Raw genomic sequence first — 20,256 nt, 5'->3', positions numbered from 1 at the left:
TCACCATGACTCGAGTGACGCGACGCGCTCTCCTCATCGGGGGACTGGCGCTCACCACCGTCGGCGCGGGGTCGGCCAAGCTCACCGACCCGTTCACCCTCGGGGTCGCATCCGGCGACCCGACCTACGACGGCGTGGTCCTGTGGACCCGCCTCGCCCCGGCCCCGCTGGCCGAGGACGGCATGGGCGGCATGCCGTCCCGCGTCGTTCCGGTGAAGTGGGAGATCGCCCTGGACGAGCGGTTCCGGCTGGTCGTCCGCCGCGGCACGGCCCACGCACGGCCCGAGGAAGGTCACAGCGTCCACGTCGACGTGCGCGGCCTTCTGCCTGGTCGCGAGTACTTCTACCGCTTCTCGGCCGAGGGCCACCTCTCGCGCGTTGGCCGCACACGGACCGCATTGGCGCCGTGGACCATCGGCAGCGGGCTCACCATGGCGTTCGCGTCCTGCTCGCAGTTCGAGCACGGCTACTTCACCGCGTACCGGCGGATGGCCGAGGACCAGCCGGACCTGGTCCTGCACCTCGGCGACTACCAGTACGAGTACAAGGCGGGCTCGTACGTGGCGCCCGGCGGCAACCCGCGTGACCACGAGGGCCCGGAGACCGAGACGCTGGCCAACTACCGGCAGCGGCACGCCCAGTACAAGTCCGACCCGGACCTGCAGGAGGCGCACGCCGTGGCGCCGTGGTCGGTGGTCTGGGACGACCACGAGGTCGACAACAACTGGGCGGACGAGGTCTACGAGAAGCCTCAGACCCCGCAACCGAACTTCCTGGCGCGGCGGGCGGCGGCGTTCCAGGCCTACTACGAGAACATGCCGATCAGGAACAAGCCGAACGGCATCGACCTGCAGCTCTACCGGCGGATCCAGTGGGGTGGCCTCGCCAACTTCCACATGCTCGACACCCGGCAGTACCGCGATGACCAGCTCTGCGGTGACGGCGTGAAGGCGTGCCCGGAGCGGTTGGAACCGACGCGCACGATCACTGGCGCGGAACAAGAGAAGTGGCTGCTGGACGGCCTGCGCCGGTCGCACGCGCGTTGGGATGTCTTGGGCCAGCAGGTGTTCTTCTCGCAGCTGGACTTCACGCCGGGTGCGGGCGAGACCAACAACATGGACGCGTGGGACGGCTACGCGGCGAACCGCGACCGGGTGGCCGCTGGGTTCTCTCGCGCGCGCAACACCGTCGTGCTCACCGGTGACGTGCACGCGGCGTGGGCGGCCGAGGTGAAGGAACGCTGGAACGACCCGACCTCGCGCACGGTCGCCACGGAGCTGGTGTCGACGTCGATCACGTCCGGCGGTGACGGTTCGGAGACCCGTGCCGAGACCCCGGCGATGCTCGCGGAGAACCCGCACGTGAAGTACTTCAACAACCGGCGCGGGTACGTGCGGACCCGCTTCACCGCCCGTGAGGTGCGCGCCGACTTCCGCGCCGTCGACTACGTCTCCGCCCCCGGCGCCCCCGTCACCACGAAGGCCTCCTTCGCCATCGAGGACCGCAACCCCGGCCTCCACCGCCTCAGCTGACCGCACGCGGGGCCCTTCCGTGCGCCAGGAGCGTACGAAAGCTCCCCGCGTGCGCTCCCCACATTCCGCATCCCGGAAGTCACGCGGGGCCCCCGCGTTCCCCACAGGGGAACGTAGGGCTCCCGCGTGACCTCAAGGGGAAACGGGAGGGGCGGGGCTAGAAGATTTGCACGGTCCCGACCGGCAGGCCGGGGACCGTGGAGATGTCCATCGGGGACGGCTTGGCGCCCGCCGCGACGAGGTGGGCGCCGAGCGCCGCGATCATCGCGCCGTTGTCGGTGCACAGGCGGGGGCGGGGCACGCGGAGCTCGATGCCGGCCTCGGCACAGCGCTCGGCGGCCAGGCCGCTCAGCCGCGAGTTCGCCGCGACACCACCGGAGATCACCAGCGTGTCGACGTCCAGGTCCTTCGCCGCGCGGATGGCCTTGGCGGTCAGCACGTCCGCGACGGCCTCCTGGAACGACGCGGCGACGTCGGCCAGCGGGATCTCCTCGCCGGCCCGCTCCGCGCGTTCGACCCAGCGGGCGACCGAGGTCTTCAGGCCGGAGAACGAGAAGTCGTACTTGGCGTCGCGCGGGCCGGTGAGACCGCGCGGGAACGCGATCGCACAGCCGTTGCCGGTCTTGGCGAGCTTGTCGATCGGCGGGCCGCCGGGGTAGGGCAGGTCGAGCAGCCGCGCCACCTTGTCGTAGGCCTCGCCGGCGGCGTCGTCCACGGTCGAGCCGATCTCGGTGATCGAGTTCGCCAGGCCGCCCTCGACCAGCAGCAGCTGCGAGTGGCCGCCGGAGACCAGCAGCGCGAGACAGCGCTGCGGCAACGGGCCGTGCTGCAACGTGTCCGCGGCGACGTGGCCGGCGAGGTGGTTCACGCCGTAGAGCGGCTTGCCGAGCGCGGCCGCGTAGGCCTTCGCCGCGGAGACGCCGACGAGCAGCGCGCCGGCGAGACCGGGACCGGCGGTGACGGCGATGGAGTGGATCTGGGAGAGCTCCACCGCCGCGGTGTCGAGCGCCCGGCGCAGGGTCGGGACCAGGGCCTCGAGGTGGGCGCGCGAGGCGACCTCCGGCACGACGCCGCCGAAGCGGGCGTGCTCCTCGACGCTGGAGGCGACCTCGTCGGCGAGCAGTTCGAGCGAGCCGTCCGGACCGAGGCGGACGATGCCGAAGCCCGTCTCGTCGCACGAGCTCTCGATGCCCAGAATCAGACGATCAGACACTGTGAGCAGGCCTTCCCATCGTGTACGCGTCGGCACCCGACGGCTGGTAGTAGCGGCGGCGCAGGCCGAGGCGTTCGAAGCCGTGCGCCAGGTACATCGCGATCGCGGGCTCGTTGTCCGTGCGGACCTCGAGGAACACCGGCACGTTGATCTCGTCGACGCGGGCGAGCAGGTCGCGCAGCAACAGCTTGCCGACGCCCTTGCCCTGCCACGGCCTCGCCACGGCGATGGTGTGCACACTCGCCTCGTAGGCGGACGCGGCGAGCCCTGCGTATCCGATGAGCTCGCCGTCGCAGTACGCGCCCTTGTAGTAGTTGCCGCGGTCGAGCTCGCTGTGGAACGCGGTCTCGCTCCACGGGTCCTCACCGGGGAACAGGTCGAGCTCGATCTCGTGGCACTTGGGCACGTCGGCGTGCTGCAACGGCGCGAGCGTGACGGTGCCGGTGGTCATGGCCTGGTCACCCGCTTGCGCCCGGTGGGTTCGACCGCGTCCGGCCGGCGCAGGTAGAGCGGGGTCAACGCGGCGGGCCGCGCCTTCGCGAGCACCTCGGCGGCCGCGGCGGCGACCAGGCCCTCCGGCGACGGGTGCTTGGCTTGGAGCAGCTCCAAGCCGAGGACGTCGGCGTAGATCTCCGCACCCTCACCGGTCGCCTGGTGCACGCCCAGCGCCGGCAGCTTCTCGGCGAGCTCCTGCGGGCGCTCGACGTGCGGCCCGTCGGTGCGGCGACCGGCGGCGTCGTAGGCGGCCCAGTAGACCTCCTTGCGGCGCGCGTCCGTCGCGACCAGCAACGGGTGGCCGCTGGCGGCGTCCTTGGCGATCGCGTCCGTGGTGGCCACCGGGTAGACCGGCCGGTTGAGCGCCTGGCCGAGCGCGGCGGCGGTGGCGAGACCGACCCGCAGGCCGGTGAACGGGCCGGGGCCGGCGCCGACGACGATCGCGTCGAGGTCGGCGAAGGTCTTGCCGGCCTCTTCGAGGGCGTCGCTGATGTGCGGGGTGAGCAGCTCGCCGTGCGCCTTGGCGTTGAGCGTCACCCGCTTCGCGAGCAGGCGCGGCGGGGAGTCTGGCGCGAGGTCGACCACACCGGCGGTGACTGCGGGGGTGGCCGTGTCGACGGCGAGCACTAGCACGATTGTCCAGAGTAGTACGTGCGGCAGCCCACACTTCCGATGCGTCCTCCAGCGGCTGGGTCCACGCTGGAGGGATGTTCGCTGAACCGAGTGACCGCGAGGCCCTGCGCTTCGGTGAGAAGTCCCTGACCTACGCCGAACTGCACCAGGCCGCGGGCACTCTGGCCGAACGGCTGCGCGGACACACACGGGTCGCCGTCTGGGCGACGTCAACACTGGAAACCTGCGTGTCCGTGGTCGCGGGACTCAAAGCGGGCGTGGCGATCGTGCCGCTCAACCCCAAGCTCGGTGAGCGCGAACTCGAGCACATCCTCTCCGACAGCCGGCCTGACCTGGTGCTCCGCGACGAACCGCTCGTGCTCGGCGAGCCCGGGGCGTTCACCGAGCCCGGACCGGAGACGCCCGCGCTGGTCATCTACACGTCCGGGACCACCGGACCACCCAAAGGTGTGGTGCTCCCCCGCCGCGCGCTGACGTCCAACATCGACGCGCTCGCCAGGGCGTGGCAGTGGACCGGCGACGACGTCCTGGTGCACGGGCTGCCGTTGTTCCACGTCCACGGCCTGGGCATCGGGATCCTCGGCCCGCTGCGGCTGGGCGGCTCGGTGCGGCACGTGAGGTTCTCCCCGCAGGCCATCGGTGCCGAGCTCGCGACCGGCGCCACGATGATGTTCGGCGTCCCGACGATGTACCACCGGATCGCGGAGGCCGTGGAGCAGGACCAAGCTCTCGCCGACCGGTTCCGGGGAGCGCGGCTGCTCGTGTCGGGCTCGGCGGCGTTGCCGGCGAGCGACCACGAACGGATCGCCAAGGCGACCGGGCAGGGCATCGTCGAGCGGTACGGGATGAGCGAGACGCTGATGAACGTCAGCGTGCGCTTCGACGGCGACCGCAGGCCGGGCGCGGTCGGGCTGCCGGTGGACGGCGTGGACGTGCGGGTCGTGGACGAGCAGGGCGAGGACGTCGGTGCCGGCGCGATCGGCGAGATCGAGGTGCGCGGGCCGAACCTGTTCCTGGAGTACCTGAACCGGCCGGACGCGACCGCGGCGGCGTTGCGCGACGGGTGGTTCCGGACCGGCGACATGGCGGTGCGCGATCCCGACGGCTACCTCCGCATCGTCGGGCGGCGGGCCACCGACCTCATCAAGAGCGGCGGCTACAAGATCGGCGCAGGGGAGATCGAGAACGCCCTGCTGGAGCACCCCGCGGTGGCCGAGGTGGCGGTGACCGGGGAGCCGGACGACGACCTGGGCGAGCGGATCGTGGCCTGGGTGGTGCCGGCCGGCGTCGCACCGGCACCGGAGGCGTTGAGCGACCACGTGGCGCGCCTGCTGGCGCCGCACAAGAGGCCGCGGGTGGTGCGGTTCCTGGACGCGTTGCCGCGCAACGAGATGGGCAAGGTCCTCAAGCGCGAGCTGTCCTGAGAGGACGGTCAGCCGGCGCAGGCGGCGTGGAACGGCGACGGGCCGACCGTGAAGATCTCCAGCGGGCCGTTCCACCGCCACGGCTGCAGGCAGGCGTCGTCGGCCACGCTGAGGTCGGAGCGGCGGCCGGCGTGGTCGTCGTGGCACGCGACGTAGCCGGGCGTGGAGCTCTCGTGCAGCAGCGAGAGCGGGCCGTTCCACTGCCACGGGGCAGCGCACAGGCTGTCGGCGGCGGAACGGTCGTGCTCTCCGGCGGAGGCGGGCGTGATCGCGAGCAGGACACCCCCGACGGCCGCGGTGGCGGCGAGCGTCTTCTTGATCATGCGGATCCCATCGACCGGCCCGAACCCGTCCTTGATCAACCGCACACCATCAGCCGAACCGCCTCACACCGGCAGGGTACGGGTGGTCCATTCGCCGTGCGGAACGAGCTGAGCTGTGCGAACGTCGTCGGTTCCGCGTTCGAGGCGGATCAGCAGATGATCTTCGTTCAGGCGTTCCGCGACGCCCTCGCCCCACTCGACCGCGACGACCGCGTCGACCAGCTCGGTGTCCAGGTCGAGGTCGTCCAGCTCGTCCAGGTGCCCACCGAGCCGGTACGCGTCGACGTGCACCAGCCGCACGCCCCTGCCGTCCTCGGCGGGCTCGTGCACGCGGGCGACGACGAACGTCGGCGAGGACACCCGGCCCTGCACCCCGAGCCCGCGCGCGAGACCGCGCACGAAGGCCGTCTTCCCGGCACCCAACGGTCCCGCGAGCAGCAACAGGTCGCCGGCCCGCACGACTTCACCCAGCTTGCGGCCGAACTCCTCGGTGTCCTCCACCAGGGGCAGTTCGACGGTCTTCACGCTCGCCGCCACCACTTCTTCCGGCTCTCTCCGCGATCGGCCGCGCAGCGTTCGACGAGCGCGACCAGATGGTCGTTGACGAGGTCAGCCTGCTCCATCATCACCATGTGCCCGGCACCGGGGGCCCTGACGAGGGTGGCGTGCGGCATCTCCTCGGCCATCCGCTCGGCGTGCGAGAACGGCGTCAGCTTGTCCGCGTCACCGCTCAGGATCAGCACCTCGCAGTGCCGCAGACCCGCCAGCGCCTTGTAGCGGTCGTGCGTGCCGAGGGTCTCCAGGAACTCGGTGAGCACCTTCACCGAGGTCCCGCCGATCATCTGCTCCATGAGGTCCACGAGGGACGGGGCCACCTTGCGGTCGCCGAACGCCCCCAAGCGGATACCGCTCCAGGTCAGGCTCTTCGCACTCTTGCGCACCCACTCGACCAGGCCTGGCTGCAGTCCGGCGAGCCGGCCGACGCCGAGCGTGACCGGGTTGTACCGCGACAGCACCGACTTGGACAGGCCCGCGCCACCGACCGCACCGGCGGCCGTGCCGATGAACGCGACGCCGCGCACCCGGTCCTCGAAGAGCTCCGGGTGCTTCTCGGCCAGCGCCATGATCGTCATGCCGCCCATCGAGTGCCCGACGAGCACCAGCGGCCCCTCCGGCACGACCGAGCGGACCACCGAGTCGAGGTCGAGCGCGAGCTGCTCGATGGTGCTGTGCTCCGCGGACGACCGTCCCGAACGGCCGTGGCTGCGCTGGTCGTAGAGCACCTGGTGGACGCGCGGGTCGATCAGCTCGGCGAGGTCGCGGCGCTGGAAGTGCCAGCAGCGGCGGTCGAGCGCGAACCCGTGCACCAGCACCACGGTGATGTCCGGCTCGCCACCGTCGGCGGGGTCGACCTCCTCGACCGAGATCGGCGTGCCGTCGTCAGCGGCCACCGTCGACTCGCGGTCGGGCCGCAGCAACCCCAGCGGCTCGTCGGCCAGGCTGTCGGTGGCCGTCTTGCGCTCGTGCGACACCTTCGCGGTCTGCGCGACGGCGGCACCGGCGGCCACGGCACCCAGCGCACCACCGACCCACCCGACGACCTTCCACACCGGCTTCACGTGTAGATCCTCCGCACCCGCGGCCGGTACATCCCGCAGACGATCTCGTAGTCGATCGTCCCGGTCAGCTCCGCCCACTCCGTCGCGGTCGGCTCCCCCCGGCTCCCGTCGCCGAACAGGACGACCTCCGCGCCCTCCGCGATCTCGTCGTCCCCGCAGTCCACGACGACCTGGTCCATGCAGACACGCCCGACCACCGGGCGGCGCTTCCCGTGGAGCAGCACCTCCATCCGGCCGGAGAGCGCCCTGGGAACACCGTCCGCATAACCCGCCGGCACCAGTGCCAGCGTCGTGTCCTCCGGCGCTGTCCATGTCATCCCGTAGGAGACCGACTCGCCGGCGGGGATACGTTTCGTGAGCGCCACCCTGGACCGGAAGGACATCACCGGCCGCAGGTCGTGGTCGGTCGGCACCGGGTTCAGCCCGTAGATCGCGATACCGGGCCTGACGAGGTCGAAGTGCAGGTCGGGCCTGGTCAGCAGGGCCGCGGAGTTCGCGATGTGCCGCCTCGGGTCGAGGCCGTGCGCCTTCGCCACCTCGTAGGCGTCGTCGAACCGCTTGGCCTGCAGGTCGATGGACGGGTCGCCGATCACGTCGGCGGACGCGAGGTGCGACCAGATGGCGACGACCTCGTGCTGGCGCGCCTGCTCCACCAGCTCCGGCCAGTCGGCGGGCTGGCACCCGTTGCGGCTCAGCCCCGTGTCGATCTTGAGGTGGATGCGGGGCCTGGCATCGGCTTCCTCGGCGGCCTTCTCGACCCGGCGCAGGTCCGACAGCGAGGACACGGACATGTCGACGTCCGCGGCGATGCCGGCGGCCAGGTCCTCGTCCGGCGCGTCCAGCCAGGCCAGGACCGGCGCCTGGATGCCGGCGGTCCTCAACGCGAGGGCTTCGGCCGTCGAGCACGACCCGAGCCAGGTCGCCCCGGCTTCGAGGGCGGCTCGTGCGACCTCCACGGCGCCGTGGCCGTACCCGTCAGCCTTGACGACGGCCATGGTGTCCGCGGCGGGGGCGAGGCCGGCGAGCAGGGCGACGTTGTGCCGCAACGCGCCTAGGTCAACGACAACTTCTGAACGGGCCATAACCTGTTCATCGTGCCATGAGTCCGCAGCTCATCAGGTGTGAGCGAGCGCTCACGCAGGGGTCCCCTCCAGGGGGTCCCCCGGTTCAATTCTCCCAGGTGGCACCGACAAGATCAGCCGCATCGCGCTTCGGTGACCGGAGGCGTGCGGGGATTGCGCCGGTCACGCCGTCCGGCCGCCCGTTCCGCGGTCGCAACGGTTTCCGCCGCCAACTCGGCCCGCCACCAACTCGGCCCGCCGCCGACTCGGTCCCGCCGGCCGCAGGCTCCTGTGCGGGCTAGCGGGTCCTGATGGCGCGGATCGCCGCCGGGATCGCCTCCATCAGGCCCGACGACGGCACCGGCGCACCCTCCGCCGCCAGTTCCGCCGCCAGCACGTGTGCGTACGCCGCGTACCCCGCCGCCAGGAACGGGTCCAGGCCGCTCGCCAGCAGTGCGCCGATGATGCCCGACAGCACGTCACCGGACCCGGCCGTGGCGGGCCACGACGACGTCGCCGAGTTGACCAGCGCCCGGCCGTCCGGAGCGGCCACCACGGTCCGGTGTCCCTTGAGCAGCACCACGGCGTTGAAGCGCTGGGCGGCCTTGCGAGCGGCGGCGACCCGGTCCGCGCCGACCGGGCCGGCCAGGCGTTCGAACTCGCGGTCGTGCGGGGTCAGCACCAGCGGGGAGTCCGGGTCGCGGGCGTCCCAGAGTTGCGGGTTCTGGGCCAGCAACGTGATCGCGTCCGCGTCGGCGATGACCGGCACGCCTGCGTCGAGCACGAACCGCAGCACCTCGGCCGACGAGCTGCCGGTGCCCGTGCCGGGGCCGACGACCCAGGCCTGCACGCGGCCCGCGTCGGTGATCGAGCCGGTGCAGATCGTCTCGGGCCAGCGGGCGCGGATCGCGTCGGCGGCGGGACCGGCGTAGCGGACCATGCCGGAGGTGGCGAGCACGGCGGCGCCGGTCGAAAGCACCGCGGCGCCGGGATAGGTGGCGCTGCCGGCGGCCACGCCCGTGACGCCCTGGGTGTACTTGTCGTCCTTCGGGCCGGGGACCGGCCAGGTGATGTCGGAGCGGTCCAGCAGCACGAAGTCGGGATCGGTCGGGCGCAGGCCGATGTCGACGAGGTGGACCTCGCCGCAGTCCGCCAGTGCGTGGACCGGCTTGAGGCAGCCGAACGTGACGGTGGTGTGCGCGTGGACGTGCGGGCCGGAGATCTCGCCGGTGTCCGGGTCGATGCCGCTGGGCAGGTCGACGGCGAGCACCGGGGCGGTGACGGACTCGACGAGCGCGGCCGCGTCCGGGCGCAGCGGGCCGCGGGCGGAGAGGCCGACGATGCCGTCGACCACCAGGTCGGGGGTGCCGACCTCGTCAACGATCCGGCCGCCGGCCTTGCGGAACGCGGCGAGGCCCTCCGGGTGGGCCTTGGCCGCGTTGAGCAGGACCGCGGACACGGCGACCCCGCGGCGGCGCAGGAAGTACCCGGCCCACAGGGCGTCGCCGCCGTTGTTGCCGGCACCCACCAGCAACGTCACGCGGCGACGTCCGGACAGGAGCCGGAGGGCGTGGGTGGCCACACCGAACGCGGCCTTGCGCATCAGCGAGCCCGGCGGGACGACCGCCATGAGCTCTTCTTCAGCCGACTTGACCCGTTCGGTGTGCCAGACGCCCCTCACTCACTCGACGGTAACGGACTTCGCGAGGTTGCGAGGCTTGTCCACGTCGTAGCCGCGGCTGCGCGCGATCTCGGCCGCGAGCACCTGCAGCGGCACGGTCGAGATGAGCGGCTGCAGCAGCGTCGGGACGGCCGGGATCTCGATCAGGTGGTCGGCGAACGGGCGCACGGTCTCGTCGCCCTCCTCGGCGATCACGATCGTGCGGGCGCCGCGGGCCTGGATCTCGCTGATGTTCGACACCAGCTTCGAGTGCAGGACGGCACGGCCCTTCGGTGACGGCATGACCACGACGACCGGGAGGTTCTCCTCGATCAGCGCGATCGGGCCGTGCTTGAGCTCACCGGCCGCGAAGCCCTCGGCGTGCATGTAGGCGAGCTCCTTGAGCTTGAGCGCGCCCTCCAGGGCCACCGGGTAGCCGACGTGGCGGCCGAGGAACAGCACCGCCTTCGAGTCGGCGAGCTCACGGCCCAGTGCCTTGACCTGCTCGACCGTGCCGAGGACCCGCTGCACCGCGTCGGGCATGGCCTCCAGCTCGTGGAACTCGCGGGCGACCTCGTCCGGGTACTTCGTGCCGCGGGCCTGCGCGAGGGCCAGGCCGACCAGGTAGTTCGCCGCGATCTGGGCGAGGAACGCCTTCGTCGACGCGACCCCGATCTCCGGGCCCGCGTGCGTGTAGAGCACGGCGTCGGACTCGCGCGGGATCTGCGCGCCGTTGGTGTTGCAGACGGCCAGGACGCGGGCCTTCTGCGCGCGGGCGTGGCGGACGGCCTCGAGCGTGTCCGCGGTCTCGCCGGACTGCGACACGGCGACGACGAGGGTGTCGCGGTCGAGCACCGGGTCGCGGTAGCGGAACTCGGAGGCGAGCTCGACCTCGACGGGCAGGCGGGTCCAGTGCTCGATCGCGTACTTCGCGACCAGGCCGGAGTGGTAGGCCGAACCGCAGGCGACGACGAAGACCTTGTCGACGTCGCGCAGGTCCTGGTCGGACAGCCGCTGCTCGTCGAGGACGATCCGGCCGTTCGAGAAGTGGCCGCGCAGCGTGTTCGCCAGCGCCTCCGGCTGCTCCTCGATCTCCTTGAGCATGAAGTACTCGTGGCCGCCCTTCTCGGCGGCGCTGAGGTCCCAGTTGACCGTGAACGGCGTGGCCTCGGCCGGCTCGCCGTCGAAGTCGGTGACCTGGTACCCCTCGCGGGTGATCACGACCATCTGGTCCTGGCCCAGCTCGACGGCCTCGCGGGTGTGCGCGATGAACGCGGAGACGTCGCTGGCCACGAAGTGCTCGCCCTCGCCGACACCGACGACGAGCGGCGAGTTGCGGCGCGCGGCGACGACCTGGTCCGGCTCGTCGGCGTGCGTGAACACGAGCGTGAAGGCACCCTCCAGGCGGCGCACGACCTTGCGCACGCTGGCAGGCAGGTCACCCTTCGTGTCGCCGTCGCCGTAAGCGAACCCGACGAGGTGCGCGACCGTCTCGGTGTCCGTGTCGGACGCCATCTCGACGCCGAGGCCTTCGAGCTCGGCCCGCAGCGCCGCGAAGTTCTCGATGATGCCGTTGTGCACCACGGCGACGCGGTTCGTCGCGTCCCGGTGCGGGTGCGAGTTGCGGTCGATCGGCGCCCCGTGCGTCGCCCACCGCGTGTGCCCCATGCCGACGGTGCCCGCGAAGTTGTCGCGGCCCACCTCGTCCAGCCTCGTCTCCAGGTTCTGCAGCCGGCCGGCCTTGCGCTCGACAGCCAGCTCAGCGTCCGCGACGACAGCGACCCCGGCCGAGTCGTACCCCCGGTACTCGAGGCGCCTCAGCCCGTCCAGGACGACGTCGAGCGCCGACCGGTGACCCACGTATCCCACGATTCCGCACACAGGGCACAGAGTAGCTAGACCACGGCGCTAACCCTAAAGAGTGAGGTGGGTGTGTTTCCGCAGGTCAGGCCCGACTTTGGTGTAGACCAATTCCGGGTGTGGCGTTGCCGACACCATCGACTACGGTTCAGCACATGGCTCGCCGCGTGATCACGCTGACCGCGAAACAGGCCCTCGAGCAGCTCAGCAGGCCAGGTCCCCACCCGGTGCTGCGCGGCGACCTCGCACTCGTCGGCCTGCCCGGCGTCGTCTTCGCCCCCGCCGCGGGCCTCGGCCTGCCCGCGGTCGCGTTCGGACACGGCTGGATGCAGCCGGTTCGCCGCTACCACGGCCTTTTGCGCCACCTCGCCTCGTGGGGCATCGTCGCAGCGGCCCCGGCCGTCGAACGCGGCCCCCTGCTCTCCGCGCGCGTGCTGTCCGCCAACCTCCTGACCACTTTGGACATCTGCTGCGGCGTCCGGCTGGGCTCCGGCGAGATCAGCGTCGACCCGGCACGCGTGGCACTGGCCGGGCACTCGATGGGCGGCGGCGCGGCCGTGCTGGCCGCTGCCTCGGCCTCACGGGTGCGCGCGGTTGTGACGTTGGCCGCAACCGAGACGCGGCCGTCGGCGTTGGACGCGGCGCGGGACGTTGTCGCGCCCGGACTGCACCTGGCGGCTGGGGAAGACCGGATCGCACCGCCCGTGGGGCACGCGGAGGCGATCGCGTCCGCGTGGGGTGGGCCGGTGCAGCTGCGGTTGCTGCCCAAGGCGTCACATCTCGGGTTCACCGAGGGTCGGCACTGGAGCGAGCTCATGCTGGACGGGCACGGGGAGCGGGGGGCGCAGAAGCTGGGGAGGGCTTTTGTGACCGCGTTCCTGTTGCGGGTGCTGGGTGGGGAGCGCGGATATGACGAGCTGCTGGGCAGTGATGTGAAGAATGCTGAGCTGGTGTTTCAGCGGGAGGCGTTGAAGAGGCCGGCGTAGGGCGGTGGTGGGGGCGCCTGGACGGCGCATTCAGACCGTGGTCGATCGCCTTGGCGCCGGGGTTGAGCAGGCACTGGCTGAGATTTCGGAGTTCATCGCCGCTTCGCGAAGATAGCGATTGGGGCTTGACCGCTACCTATCGCTGAAGGCTTGAAAAGCCTCGCCTTCGGCTCGACAAGGCTTGCCCGGCCTGGTCCTCCCCGTTCTGGCTCGGCCTTCCGAAAATTGTCAGACCCGCTGAGTACGTTGGGTCGCGGGGGAGCCAAGTTCGAAGGCGACCCCTGCGCGAGCCTGCCTGCGAATCCACAGCGAGTCCACGGCAGGCGCGGCCTTGGAACGGCTCCCTGCAGCGCTCCAGCAGCAGCCTCACGCCCTCTCGCCAGCCCACTCAGCTCCCGTCCGTTGCAGCGAAACGCGCCCGGCACCGGGCAGGTGCCGGGCGCGTTCGCGCGCAGAACGGTTCAGCGAAGCCAGGTCTGGCCGCTCAAGTCGTCATCGTCGTCGTCCACCCGAGCCGGACGACGCGACCGCGCCGGCGGTGGAGGTGGTGGAGGCGGCGTGAACTGCTGCGGTGGGGGCGGCGGCGTGAACTGCGCCGGCGGTGGTGCCTGCGTGGAAGCAGGCTGCGCATAGCCTTCGTCGTCCTCCGGGCCGAAGGCCAGTTCGCCTGCCGAGCGGTCGCGTTGCTCCCACTGCGGTTTGCGCTGGGGCTTGTCGCCCTGCTTGGCGAGGTTCTCCGCCGACTCGCGGGCCGTGGCGAGGTCGCGCTGGTGCTTTTCCTCGCGGGCCCTGGCTTCCGCGGCCAGGCGGTCCTGGTCGGCTTGGAGGGTGGCGGTGACCTCCGCGGTGGCGCGGCGGGTCTTGGCGATGTTCTCGTCGAACAGCGCCTGGATCTTGGGGTCCACGTCCCCGGCGATCGACATGGGTCAGCGGCCTCCTCGGTCGTCGCCCAGAACGGTGTGCATCGCGCTCAGCGGGTTGTTGTTCTCGCGGTCGTCGTCGAACAGCGTGCCGGTGGTGCGCCACTGGCTGGCGCCCCGTTCGGTGTCACCGCCCTGTTGGCCGCCCGCGCCGCCGCCGGCCATGCCGCCGCCCATCATCCCGCCGCCCATCATGCCTCCGGACGCGGCGCCCGCGGTGCCTTGGCCGTGGGCGCCGTCCTGCATGGACGGGAGGTTCGCGGAGCCCGGCTGGCCCGCTTCGGAGGTGTTGGTGGTGAAGCCGGTGCCGTTGTCGCTCGCGGACGGGGTGTTCCAGGCGCTTTCCGGGGTCGAGCCGCCGAGGACGGACTCGCTGCCGCCCGATGCGCCGCCGGTGAAGGAGACGCCCGAGGTCGACGTGCTGTCGGAGGCCTGGGTGGTGTAGATCTGCGGGCTGTCGGGCTGGATCCTGGGCTCGCCGACGCTCGGCATGATGCCGTTGTCCTCGACGTAGCTGCGGGCCATCGCGTCCTGGAAGCGCTCGCCCACGCTCTCCTGGCCGGGCGGGCTCCACACCTGCTCGCCGGCGGGAGCCGGCATGGCCTGGAACTCGCCCTGCGCCGGGACCGTCTCGAACTCGGCCGGCGCGGGCATCGTCTGGAACTCGCCCTCGACCGGACGCGGGAAGTCCTGCTCCGGGATCTGCAGCGGGTCCTCGAGGCGTGCCCCGTCGGTCACGCCGCCGGCGCCACCCGAACCAGCGCCACCCGAACCGGAGCCGTCCGAACCGGAGCCGGCAGCGGCGGGGTTCTCGTCCTCGCCGAACGCCACGCCGACCTGGTCGGGCGTGCCGTCGCCGTTGTCCGCGGTCAGGTTGATCTCGCCGGTCGCCGGGTCGACCTCGGCGGTGAAGTTCACGCCGTCCTGCTCGATGTGGATCTTGCCGTCGGCACCGACCTCGACCGGGATCGGGTTCGACTCCGAGCCCAGGGGGCCCGTGGCGCCGGGCGCCGCGCCGCCACCGGGGGCGGGTGCCGCCCGCCGTGGGAGTACCGCCCGCAGCGGGAGTACCGCCGGCCGTGGGGGTGCCCTGGGCGGTGAGCTGGTTGGCCAGCGCGGTCACGGCCTGCGCGCCGTTCTGGCCCATCAGCGCCTTGGCGGCCTCCGGGTTCTTGCTGAAGTCCAGGTCGTAGGTCTTCGGCTCGCCCTTCGGCGTGTCGATCGTCATCTTCACGTGCCCGTTCGAGTCGGGCTCCGTGATCTTGATCGTGTTGTCGCCCGCCTTGACAGTGACGCTCTCGAGCTCTTCCTCGGGCTTCGGCTGGTTGTCCGGCTTGCCGTCGCCGTCGAGGTCGTCCGGCTTGCCGTCGCCGTCGGTGTCGCCGGGGACGTCCGGCTTGCCGTCGCCGTCCTTGTCGAGCGGGTTCTCCGGCTTCGGGATCTCCGGCGTGCCACCGCCGCCGCCCCCACCGCTCGGGCTGCCACCGCCGCCGCCACCCGTGGAACCGCCACCACCGCCGCCGGTGCCGGGCACCTGCTGGCGGCCGCCGCCCTGCTCGGTGAACGCGGGCGGGTCGCCGATCTTGCCGAACGGGTTCTCCGGGATCGCGGTGCCGAGCGCGGTGAACATGGTGTCGTAGTCGGTCTGGACACCGGTCTGCACGGCCTGGCAGTAGCCGTCGAACGCCTTCTTCTTGGCGTCGAACTCCTGGCAGAGCGCCTTCAGCTTCTCCTTGGCATCGTTGATGATGCCCTCGCGGGTGTTCTTGACCCAGCTGCCCCAGCCGAGACCGATGAGCGCGCCGGGCAGACCGCCGCCGAACACCGCGCCGGAGATGGCGCCGAAGATCGGGCCGGGGACGCTGGAGAGCCAGTCGAGGATGCCGCCGTCGTTCGGGAAGATGTCGCCGTTCGCGTGCCGGATCGCCTGCTCAGCCTCCTCGACGGTCATGCCGCCGCACTTCTCGGAGTACTGGTCGTGGATCTGCTGCGCGAACTCCTTGACGTGCTTCTGCATGTTCGTCACGCCGGCGGTGATCGCGCCCTGGGCCTGACCGGTCTGCTGGATGAACGTCTTCGCGGTGCCGGCGAACTTGTCGTGGTAGCCGCGGGCGGCCTCGGCCGCCTTGCCCTCCCACGAACCGAGGCCGTTCCACGCACTGCCGAGCGCGTTGTCGTGCTCCTGCAGCTTCGCGGTGACGGTCTGGAACTTGTTCGCGTCCTCGCGGAACTTCGCGAACTCGATGTCGCGGACCCAGTCGTAGTTCCGGTAGATGTCGTTCTGGAGGTTCGGCGCGGCGCCCTGGTGACCGCAGGCCGGTGCGGCCTTCTGGTAGACCGGGATGAACTTCTCGAAGAACCGCAGGCCGGGTGCGCCGGCGTCGAGCAGCGTGTTGCTGCTCGGGACGTCACCCTGCTCGTTCAGGACCTTCTGGGTGGCGCCGAGCTCGCGCTCCTCCTTGGCCTTGCTGACGAGCTTGTCGGCCTCGCCGCCCTTCTTCTCCCACTGCGAGCGGTTGACCTCCTTGGCCCCCACGAAGAGAGTGCTGAGGCCGGCCGTGGGCGCGGCGAGCGCGGCGCCGAGGATGTGGCTGCCGAGCCCGGGGTCGCTGGGGACGTCGACACCGTTCGCCTTGGCGTAGCGCTCGACCTCCTCCTCCGACGCGCCGGCACCGGCGAGCGCGGGGACGAGCTGCTTCTTGGTCTCCGGCGTCACGTTGGGGTCGTCGAGGAGCTTCTTGATCTCGTTCTGATCGGCCACGACGCACTACCCCTTGAACTGCTGCGAAGTCTGGGACTCGTTCGACTCGTACGACTTCGCCACGTCCTTGAGCCGGGTGGCGATGTTGTTGGCTTCCTTGCCGAACGTGTCGCAGCTGACACCCAGCCGGTCGAAGAAGCTCTTGTAGGTGGCGTGGACTGCCTGGAACTTCCGCCCGACCTGCCCGGCCCCCACAACCGGGACGATCGTCGGCTTCAACGAGATCAGTTGCGATCCCTCGGACTCGTAAGTCCCCGCGGTCTTCGTGAGATCGCCGGACTGTACGCCGAAACCAGCCATTCCTCGCCTCCCCTAGTCCCCGATCTGACGCAGTTCGGCCTCATCGGGTTCCGCCATACAGTGCCAGCTCCGGTCACGTGCCGACCGGAGCTCGGCGATGTCGGTTGCCTTAGTAAACAGCCATTCGGCGCAAAGTGCCGATGATCATCACTGATCGGGTGGCTGCTGGTGAGGTGGAGGTTGCGGGGGCCGGCCCTGCTGCGGGTAGCCGGGGTGTGGCGGGTGCTGCGGGTGACCGGACTGGGGCTGGCCCGGCTGCGGCTGACCTTGCTGTGGGTAACCCTGCTGCGGGTACTGCCCGTGGTGCTGCGGCGGGTACGGGGGCCGTGTCTTCTTCTTCGACGCCGAGACCACGGCGATCACCACCGCGGCCACACCTCCCAGCGACACCAGGAGGATCAGCAGCATCATCACGCTCATGACCGGCCCCCGTCCGTCCGTCAGTGCACCGAGGAAACCACACCCGCGAGTCGCTGTGCCGCGGATTCGGCCTGTTCGTGGCTCGTCGCCTCGACCATCACCCGCACGAGCTGCTCGGTGCCGGACGGGCGCAGCAGCACGCGGCCGGTGTCGCCCAGCTCGGCCTCCACGGCGGCGACGGCCTCGCTGACCGACGTGGCCTTGGCGACGGCGGCCTTGTCCCCGACCTTGACGTTGATCAGGACCTGCGGCAGGCGGCGCATCACGGCGGCCAGCTCGGCCAGCGGCTTGCCCGTCTCGGCCATGCGGGCCATCAGGCGCAGGGCGGTGAGCAGGCCGTCGCCGGTGGTGGCGTGCGCGGGCAGCACGACGTGGCCGGACTGCTCGCCGCCGAGCGAGTAGCCGCCCGCCTTGAGGTCCTGCAGCACGTAGCGGTCGCCGACAGCGGTGGTGCGCAGCCGGATGCCCGCCTCGCGCATGGCGATGTGCAGACCGAGGTTGCTCATCACGGTGGCGACGAGGGTGTTCTCGTACAGCTCGCCGGCGTCGCGCATCGCGAGCGCCAGGACGGCCATGATCTGGTCGCCGTCGACCGCGTTGCCCTCGGCGTCCACGGCCAGGCAGCGGTCGGCGTCGCCGTCGTGGGCGATGCCGAGGTCGGCGCCGTGCTCACGAACTGCGGCGGAGATCACATCGATGTGCGTGGAGCCGCAGCCGTCGTTGATGTTCAGGCCGTCCGGGTTCGCGTTGATCGCGATGACCTCGGCGCCCGCGCGGCGGTAGGCGTCCGGCGCGGCCACCGACGCGGCGCCGTTCGCGCAGTCCACCACGACCTTGAGGCCGTCGAGGCGGTGCGGGGTGACCTTGATGAGGTGCTCGACGTACTGGGTCTCGGCGTCGGCGACGTCGCGGACCCGGCCGATCGCGGCACCGGTCGGGCGGTCGAAGCCCGCGCCCATGCGCTGCTCGATCTCGTCCTCGACCTGGTCGGGCAGCTTGTGGCCACCCGCGGCGAAGAGCTTGATCCCGTTGTCCGGCATGGCGTTGTGCGAGGCGGAGATCATCACGCCGATGTCGGCGCCGAGCGCGGAGACCAGGTGCGCGACGGCGGGTGTGGGCAGCGCGCCCACCCGCAGCACGTCGGCACCGGCCGAGGTGAGGCCCGCGGTGACGGCGGCGTCCAGCATCTCGCTGCTCGCCCTGGGGTCACGGCCGACGACCGCGACCGGGCGGTGGGAACGATCGTGCTCGGCGAGCACACGCGCCGCCGCGGCGGCGACGGACATCGCAAGTTCGGGGGTGAGGTCGGCGTTGGCGAGACCGCGCACACCGTCGGTGCCGAACAGGCGGGCCATGAATCCTCCGAATGGACACTGCGAGGCGGCGGGGAGAAACCCGGAAAACACCACGGGAGCAGCAGTTCGAGGTGAACTGCTGCTCCCGCGGGTACAGCCGAAATCCAGATCAGCGCTTGGAGTACTGAGGCGCCTTGCGGGCCTTCTTCAGACCGTACTTCTTGCGCTCCTTGACCCTCGGGTCACGGGTGAGGAAGCCGGCCTTCTTGAGCACCGGGCGGTCCTCGGAGTCGACGGCGATCAGCGCACGCGCGATGGCGAGACGCAGCGCACCGGCCTGGCCGGTGATGCCGCCGCCACGCAGGTTGGCGATCACGTCGAAGGTCTCGGGCTTCTCCGTGGTGACGAGCGGCTCCTTGATGAGCTGCTGGTGCACCTTGTTCGGGAAGTAGTCCTCGAGGGTCTTGCCGTTCAGGGTGAACTTGCCGGTGCCGGGCACGAGGCGGACGCGGACGACGGCCTCCTTGCGGCGACCGACGGTCTGCGCCAGGTGCGGCGCGCCGTTCAGCGAGGGAGCGACGACCACCGGTGCGGAGGCTTCTTCCTCGACGACCTCAGCCTCTGCAGCCTCGGCCTCGGGAGCAGCCTCGACGACCTCGGCCTCGACAACCTCGGCGTCGACCTCGGGGGTCTCGACCTCGGGGGTCTCGTTCTCAGGGGTGGTCACAGGAACTTCCTCGGTGTACTCGTCGCTCACTGGGCGATCTTCTTGATCTCGAAGGCCTGCGGCTGCTGCGCCGCGTGCGGGTGGTTCGGTCCGCTGTAGACCTTCAGCTTGTTCGCGATCTGGCGGCCCAGGCGGTTCTTGGGCAGCATGCCCTTGATCGCCTTCTCCACCAGGCGGTCCGGACGCGTGTCCAGAACCTCGCCGAAGGACTGCTTGCGCAGACCACCGGGGAAGCCGGAGTGGCGGTACTGGAACTCCTGGTCGCGCTTCGAGCCGGTCAGTGCGACCTTGTCAGCGTTGATGATGACCACGAAGTCACCGGTGTCAACGTGAGGCGCGTAGGTCGGCTTGTGCTTGCCGCGCAGCAGCGTCGCGGCCTGGGTGGCGAGCCGGCCGAGCACCACGTCCTGGGCGTCGATCACGTGCCAGGTGCGGGTCACCTCACCGGGCTTCGGGCTGTACGTGCGCACGGAATTACCTCGTCGTCACTTGCGTCTGGGGTCACTGCGGCGGTTGCCCCAGACCGATCTTGGACTTGCCAAGCGGTGGTTCCGAGACAGGCGCGGCACACACAGGCGCCAGCTACCGCACAACAACGTAAGAAGATACCGGATGGGTGGTGCGGGGACCAAAACGGCCCCTCCGACCGACCTTCCTCCGGACGTACGTGAGCCCCGGACCACGTGGTTCCGGGGCTCACGAGGGTCTTGCTACCGAGCGGTCTTACCAGCGCGAGACGTTCTGCTTCTCAGCCTGCTGGTACGCGTCGCCGGCCTGCTGCACGGCGGTACCGATGGCGGCGAGCACCGAGTTCAGGTCGGCGGCAGCCCTGTCCCACCTGTCCTGGGACTGCTTGTAGGTCTCGGAGCCCTCACCCTCCCAGGTGCCGAGCACGCGCACGACCTCCTGGCGGATGTCGTCCAGGACCGTGTCGATCTCCTTGGACTGGGTCGTGATGGTCTGCGCAGCGTTGGCGATCTCGCCGAACGAGACTGCGATCTGGTCACCACTCATTGTGATTCTCCCC

Annotated in this window: 21 protein-coding genes; 3 read left to right on the top strand and 18 right to left on the bottom strand. The window is 70.9% G+C overall.

Annotated features, from left to right (window positions below; genetic code table 11):
• Positions 1–5: 5 nt before the first annotated feature.
• A complete protein-coding gene (locus BBK82_RS17905; protein WP_065916016.1) occupies positions 6–1,532 on the top strand; it encodes an alkaline phosphatase D family protein in 1,527 nt (508 codons plus the stop codon).
• Positions 1,533–1,689: 157 nt separating this feature from the next.
• On the opposite strand, the gene tsaD is transcribed toward BBK82_RS17905, so the two are convergent.
• Genes tsaD through tsaB form a run of 3 tightly spaced genes read right to left on the bottom strand, consistent with a single transcriptional unit; the run spans position 1,690 to position 3,873 of the window.
• Positions 1,690–2,745 (bottom strand): tRNA (adenosine(37)-N6)-threonylcarbamoyltransferase complex transferase subunit TsaD, encoded by a 1,056-nt coding sequence (tsaD, locus tag BBK82_RS17900; protein WP_065916015.1) that lies wholly within the window; start codon positions 2,743–2,745, stop codon positions 1,690–1,692.
• Positions 2,738–3,196, bottom strand: a complete 459-nt coding sequence (gene rimI / locus BBK82_RS17895; RefSeq protein ID WP_065916014.1) for a ribosomal protein S18-alanine N-acetyltransferase — start codon at positions 3,194–3,196, stop codon at positions 2,738–2,740. Before rimI ends, tsaD begins: the two co-directional genes overlap by 8 nt.
• On the bottom strand, positions 3,193–3,873 hold the full coding sequence (tsaB, locus tag BBK82_RS17890; protein ID WP_065916013.1) for a tRNA (adenosine(37)-N6)-threonylcarbamoyltransferase complex dimerization subunit type 1 TsaB: 681 nt from the start codon (positions 3,871–3,873) through the stop codon (positions 3,193–3,195). Before tsaB ends, rimI begins: the two co-directional genes overlap by 4 nt.
• A 74-nt stretch (positions 3,874–3,947) precedes the next feature.
• Between tsaB and BBK82_RS17885 the strand changes: the two genes are divergently transcribed.
• Positions 3,948–5,297 carry an acyl-CoA synthetase gene (locus BBK82_RS17885; protein WP_065916012.1) on the top strand — a complete coding sequence of 450 codons (1,350 nt, stop codon included), beginning with the start codon at positions 3,948–3,950 and terminating at the stop codon, positions 5,295–5,297.
• A gap of 8 nt (positions 5,298–5,305) precedes the next feature.
• Here BBK82_RS17885 and BBK82_RS17880 read toward each other — a convergent pair whose 3' ends face one another.
• From BBK82_RS17880 to glmS, 6 genes are all read right to left on the bottom strand, one after another.
• Positions 5,306–5,665, bottom strand: coding sequence for a hypothetical protein (locus tag BBK82_RS17880; protein WP_237048239.1), 360 nt, complete (start codon positions 5,663–5,665; stop codon positions 5,306–5,308).
• Positions 5,666–5,683: 18 nt separating this feature from the next.
• Positions 5,684–6,145, bottom strand: coding sequence for a tRNA (adenosine(37)-N6)-threonylcarbamoyltransferase complex ATPase subunit type 1 TsaE (tsaE, locus tag BBK82_RS17875; protein ID WP_065921157.1), 462 nt, complete (start codon positions 6,143–6,145; stop codon positions 5,684–5,686).
• Positions 6,142–7,239, bottom strand: coding sequence for an alpha/beta fold hydrolase (locus tag BBK82_RS17870; RefSeq protein ID WP_065916011.1), 1,098 nt, complete (start codon positions 7,237–7,239; stop codon positions 6,142–6,144). The genes tsaE and BBK82_RS17870 overlap by 4 nt, the downstream gene beginning before the upstream one ends.
• Positions 7,236–8,321 carry an alanine racemase gene (alr, locus tag BBK82_RS17865; protein WP_065916010.1) on the bottom strand — a complete coding sequence of 362 codons (1,086 nt, stop codon included), beginning with the start codon at positions 8,319–8,321 and terminating at the stop codon, positions 7,236–7,238. The genes BBK82_RS17870 and alr overlap by 4 nt, the downstream gene beginning before the upstream one ends.
• Before the next feature lie 277 nt (positions 8,322–8,598).
• Positions 8,599–9,981 (bottom strand): bifunctional ADP-dependent NAD(P)H-hydrate dehydratase/NAD(P)H-hydrate epimerase, encoded by a 1,383-nt coding sequence (locus BBK82_RS17860; protein WP_065916009.1) that lies wholly within the window; start codon positions 9,979–9,981, stop codon positions 8,599–8,601.
• Complete coding sequence (gene glmS, locus BBK82_RS17855) at positions 9,982–11,841, bottom strand: glutamine--fructose-6-phosphate transaminase (isomerizing) (RefSeq protein WP_065916008.1); 1,860 nt, start codon at positions 11,839–11,841, stop codon at positions 9,982–9,984.
• 134 nt (positions 11,842–11,975) lie between these two features.
• Between glmS and BBK82_RS17850 the strand changes: the two genes are divergently transcribed.
• The gene (locus BBK82_RS17850; protein WP_065916007.1) at positions 11,976–12,806 is read left to right on the top strand and encodes a dienelactone hydrolase family protein; all 831 of its coding nucleotides are present in this window, start codon (positions 11,976–11,978) and stop codon (positions 12,804–12,806) included.
• 461 nt (positions 12,807–13,267) lie between these two features.
• Here the strand turns inward: BBK82_RS17850 and BBK82_RS17845 are convergent, their stop codons facing one another.
• The 9 genes from BBK82_RS17845 to BBK82_RS17810 all read right to left on the bottom strand — a co-directional run bounded on the left by BBK82_RS17845 (position 13,268) and on the right by BBK82_RS17810 (position 20,243).
• Positions 13,268–13,729, bottom strand: a complete 462-nt coding sequence (locus tag BBK82_RS17845) for a hypothetical protein (protein WP_065916006.1) — start codon at positions 13,727–13,729, stop codon at positions 13,268–13,270.
• Positions 13,730–13,732: 3 nt separating this feature from the next.
• A complete protein-coding gene (locus BBK82_RS50290) occupies positions 13,733–13,891 on the bottom strand; it encodes a hypothetical protein (protein ID WP_154697365.1) in 159 nt (52 codons plus the stop codon).
• Complete coding sequence (locus BBK82_RS56005; protein WP_065916005.1) at positions 13,854–16,487, bottom strand: WXG100 family type VII secretion target; 2,634 nt, start codon at positions 16,485–16,487, stop codon at positions 13,854–13,856. The genes BBK82_RS50290 and BBK82_RS56005 overlap by 38 nt, the downstream gene beginning before the upstream one ends.
• Before the next feature lie 6 nt (positions 16,488–16,493).
• Positions 16,494–16,787 carry a hypothetical protein gene (locus BBK82_RS17835; protein WP_065916004.1) on the bottom strand — a complete coding sequence of 98 codons (294 nt, stop codon included), beginning with the start codon at positions 16,785–16,787 and terminating at the stop codon, positions 16,494–16,496.
• A gap of 147 nt (positions 16,788–16,934) precedes the next feature.
• Positions 16,935–17,207 (bottom strand): hypothetical protein, encoded by a 273-nt coding sequence (locus BBK82_RS17830; RefSeq protein WP_065916003.1) that lies wholly within the window; start codon positions 17,205–17,207, stop codon positions 16,935–16,937.
• Positions 17,208–17,227: 20 nt separating this feature from the next.
• Positions 17,228–18,562 carry a phosphoglucosamine mutase gene (glmM, locus tag BBK82_RS17825; protein ID WP_065916002.1) on the bottom strand — a complete coding sequence of 445 codons (1,335 nt, stop codon included), beginning with the start codon at positions 18,560–18,562 and terminating at the stop codon, positions 17,228–17,230.
• A gap of 109 nt (positions 18,563–18,671) precedes the next feature.
• On the bottom strand, positions 18,672–19,229 hold the full coding sequence (gene rpsI / locus BBK82_RS17820; protein WP_065921156.1) for a 30S ribosomal protein S9: 558 nt from the start codon (positions 19,227–19,229) through the stop codon (positions 18,672–18,674).
• A 26-nt stretch (positions 19,230–19,255) separates the two neighbouring features.
• The gene (rplM, locus tag BBK82_RS17815) at positions 19,256–19,699 is read right to left on the bottom strand and encodes a 50S ribosomal protein L13 (RefSeq protein ID WP_030472013.1); all 444 of its coding nucleotides are present in this window, start codon (positions 19,697–19,699) and stop codon (positions 19,256–19,258) included.
• Positions 19,700–19,952: 253 nt separating this feature from the next.
• Complete coding sequence (locus BBK82_RS17810; RefSeq protein ID WP_065916001.1) at positions 19,953–20,243, bottom strand: WXG100 family type VII secretion target; 291 nt, start codon at positions 20,241–20,243, stop codon at positions 19,953–19,955.
• Positions 20,244–20,256: the final 13 nt, after the last annotated feature.

It is taken from the genome of Lentzea guizhouensis, assembly GCF_001701025.1.
Lineage (GTDB): Bacteria > Actinomycetota > Actinomycetes > Mycobacteriales > Pseudonocardiaceae > Lentzea > Lentzea guizhouensis.
This window is presented reverse-complemented; position numbering and strand designations above follow the sequence as displayed.

Bases quoted from the DNA above. Each gene is read 5' to 3' on its own strand.
- BBK82_RS17905 (WP_065916016.1), top strand. From the start codon at position 6: ATGACTCGAGTGACGCGACGCGCTCTCCTCATCGGGGGACTGGCGCTC.
- rimI (WP_065916014.1), bottom strand. From the start codon at position 3,196: ATGACCACCGGCACCGTCACGCTCGCGCCGTTGCAGCACGCCGACGTG.
- BBK82_RS17885 (WP_065916012.1), top strand. From the start codon at position 3,948: ATGTTCGCTGAACCGAGTGACCGCGAGGCCCTGCGCTTCGGTGAGAAG.
- alr (WP_065916010.1), bottom strand. From the start codon at position 8,321: ATGGCCCGTTCAGAAGTTGTCGTTGACCTAGGCGCGTTGCGGCACAAC.
- BBK82_RS17850 (WP_065916007.1), top strand. From the start codon at position 11,976: ATGGCTCGCCGCGTGATCACGCTGACCGCGAAACAGGCCCTCGAGCAG.
- BBK82_RS17845 (WP_065916006.1), bottom strand. From the start codon at position 13,729: ATGTCGATCGCCGGGGACGTGGACCCCAAGATCCAGGCGCTGTTCGAC.
- BBK82_RS50290 (WP_154697365.1), bottom strand. From the start codon at position 13,891: ATGGCCGGCGGCGGCGCGGGCGGCCAACAGGGCGGTGACACCGAACGG.
- BBK82_RS17835 (WP_065916004.1), bottom strand. From the start codon at position 16,787: ATGGCTGGTTTCGGCGTACAGTCCGGCGATCTCACGAAGACCGCGGGG.
- BBK82_RS17830 (WP_065916003.1), bottom strand. From the start codon at position 17,207: ATGAGCGTGATGATGCTGCTGATCCTCCTGGTGTCGCTGGGAGGTGTG.
- glmM (WP_065916002.1), bottom strand. From the start codon at position 18,562: ATGGCCCGCCTGTTCGGCACCGACGGTGTGCGCGGTCTCGCCAACGCC.
- BBK82_RS17810 (WP_065916001.1), bottom strand. From the start codon at position 20,243: ATGAGTGGTGACCAGATCGCAGTCTCGTTCGGCGAGATCGCCAACGCT.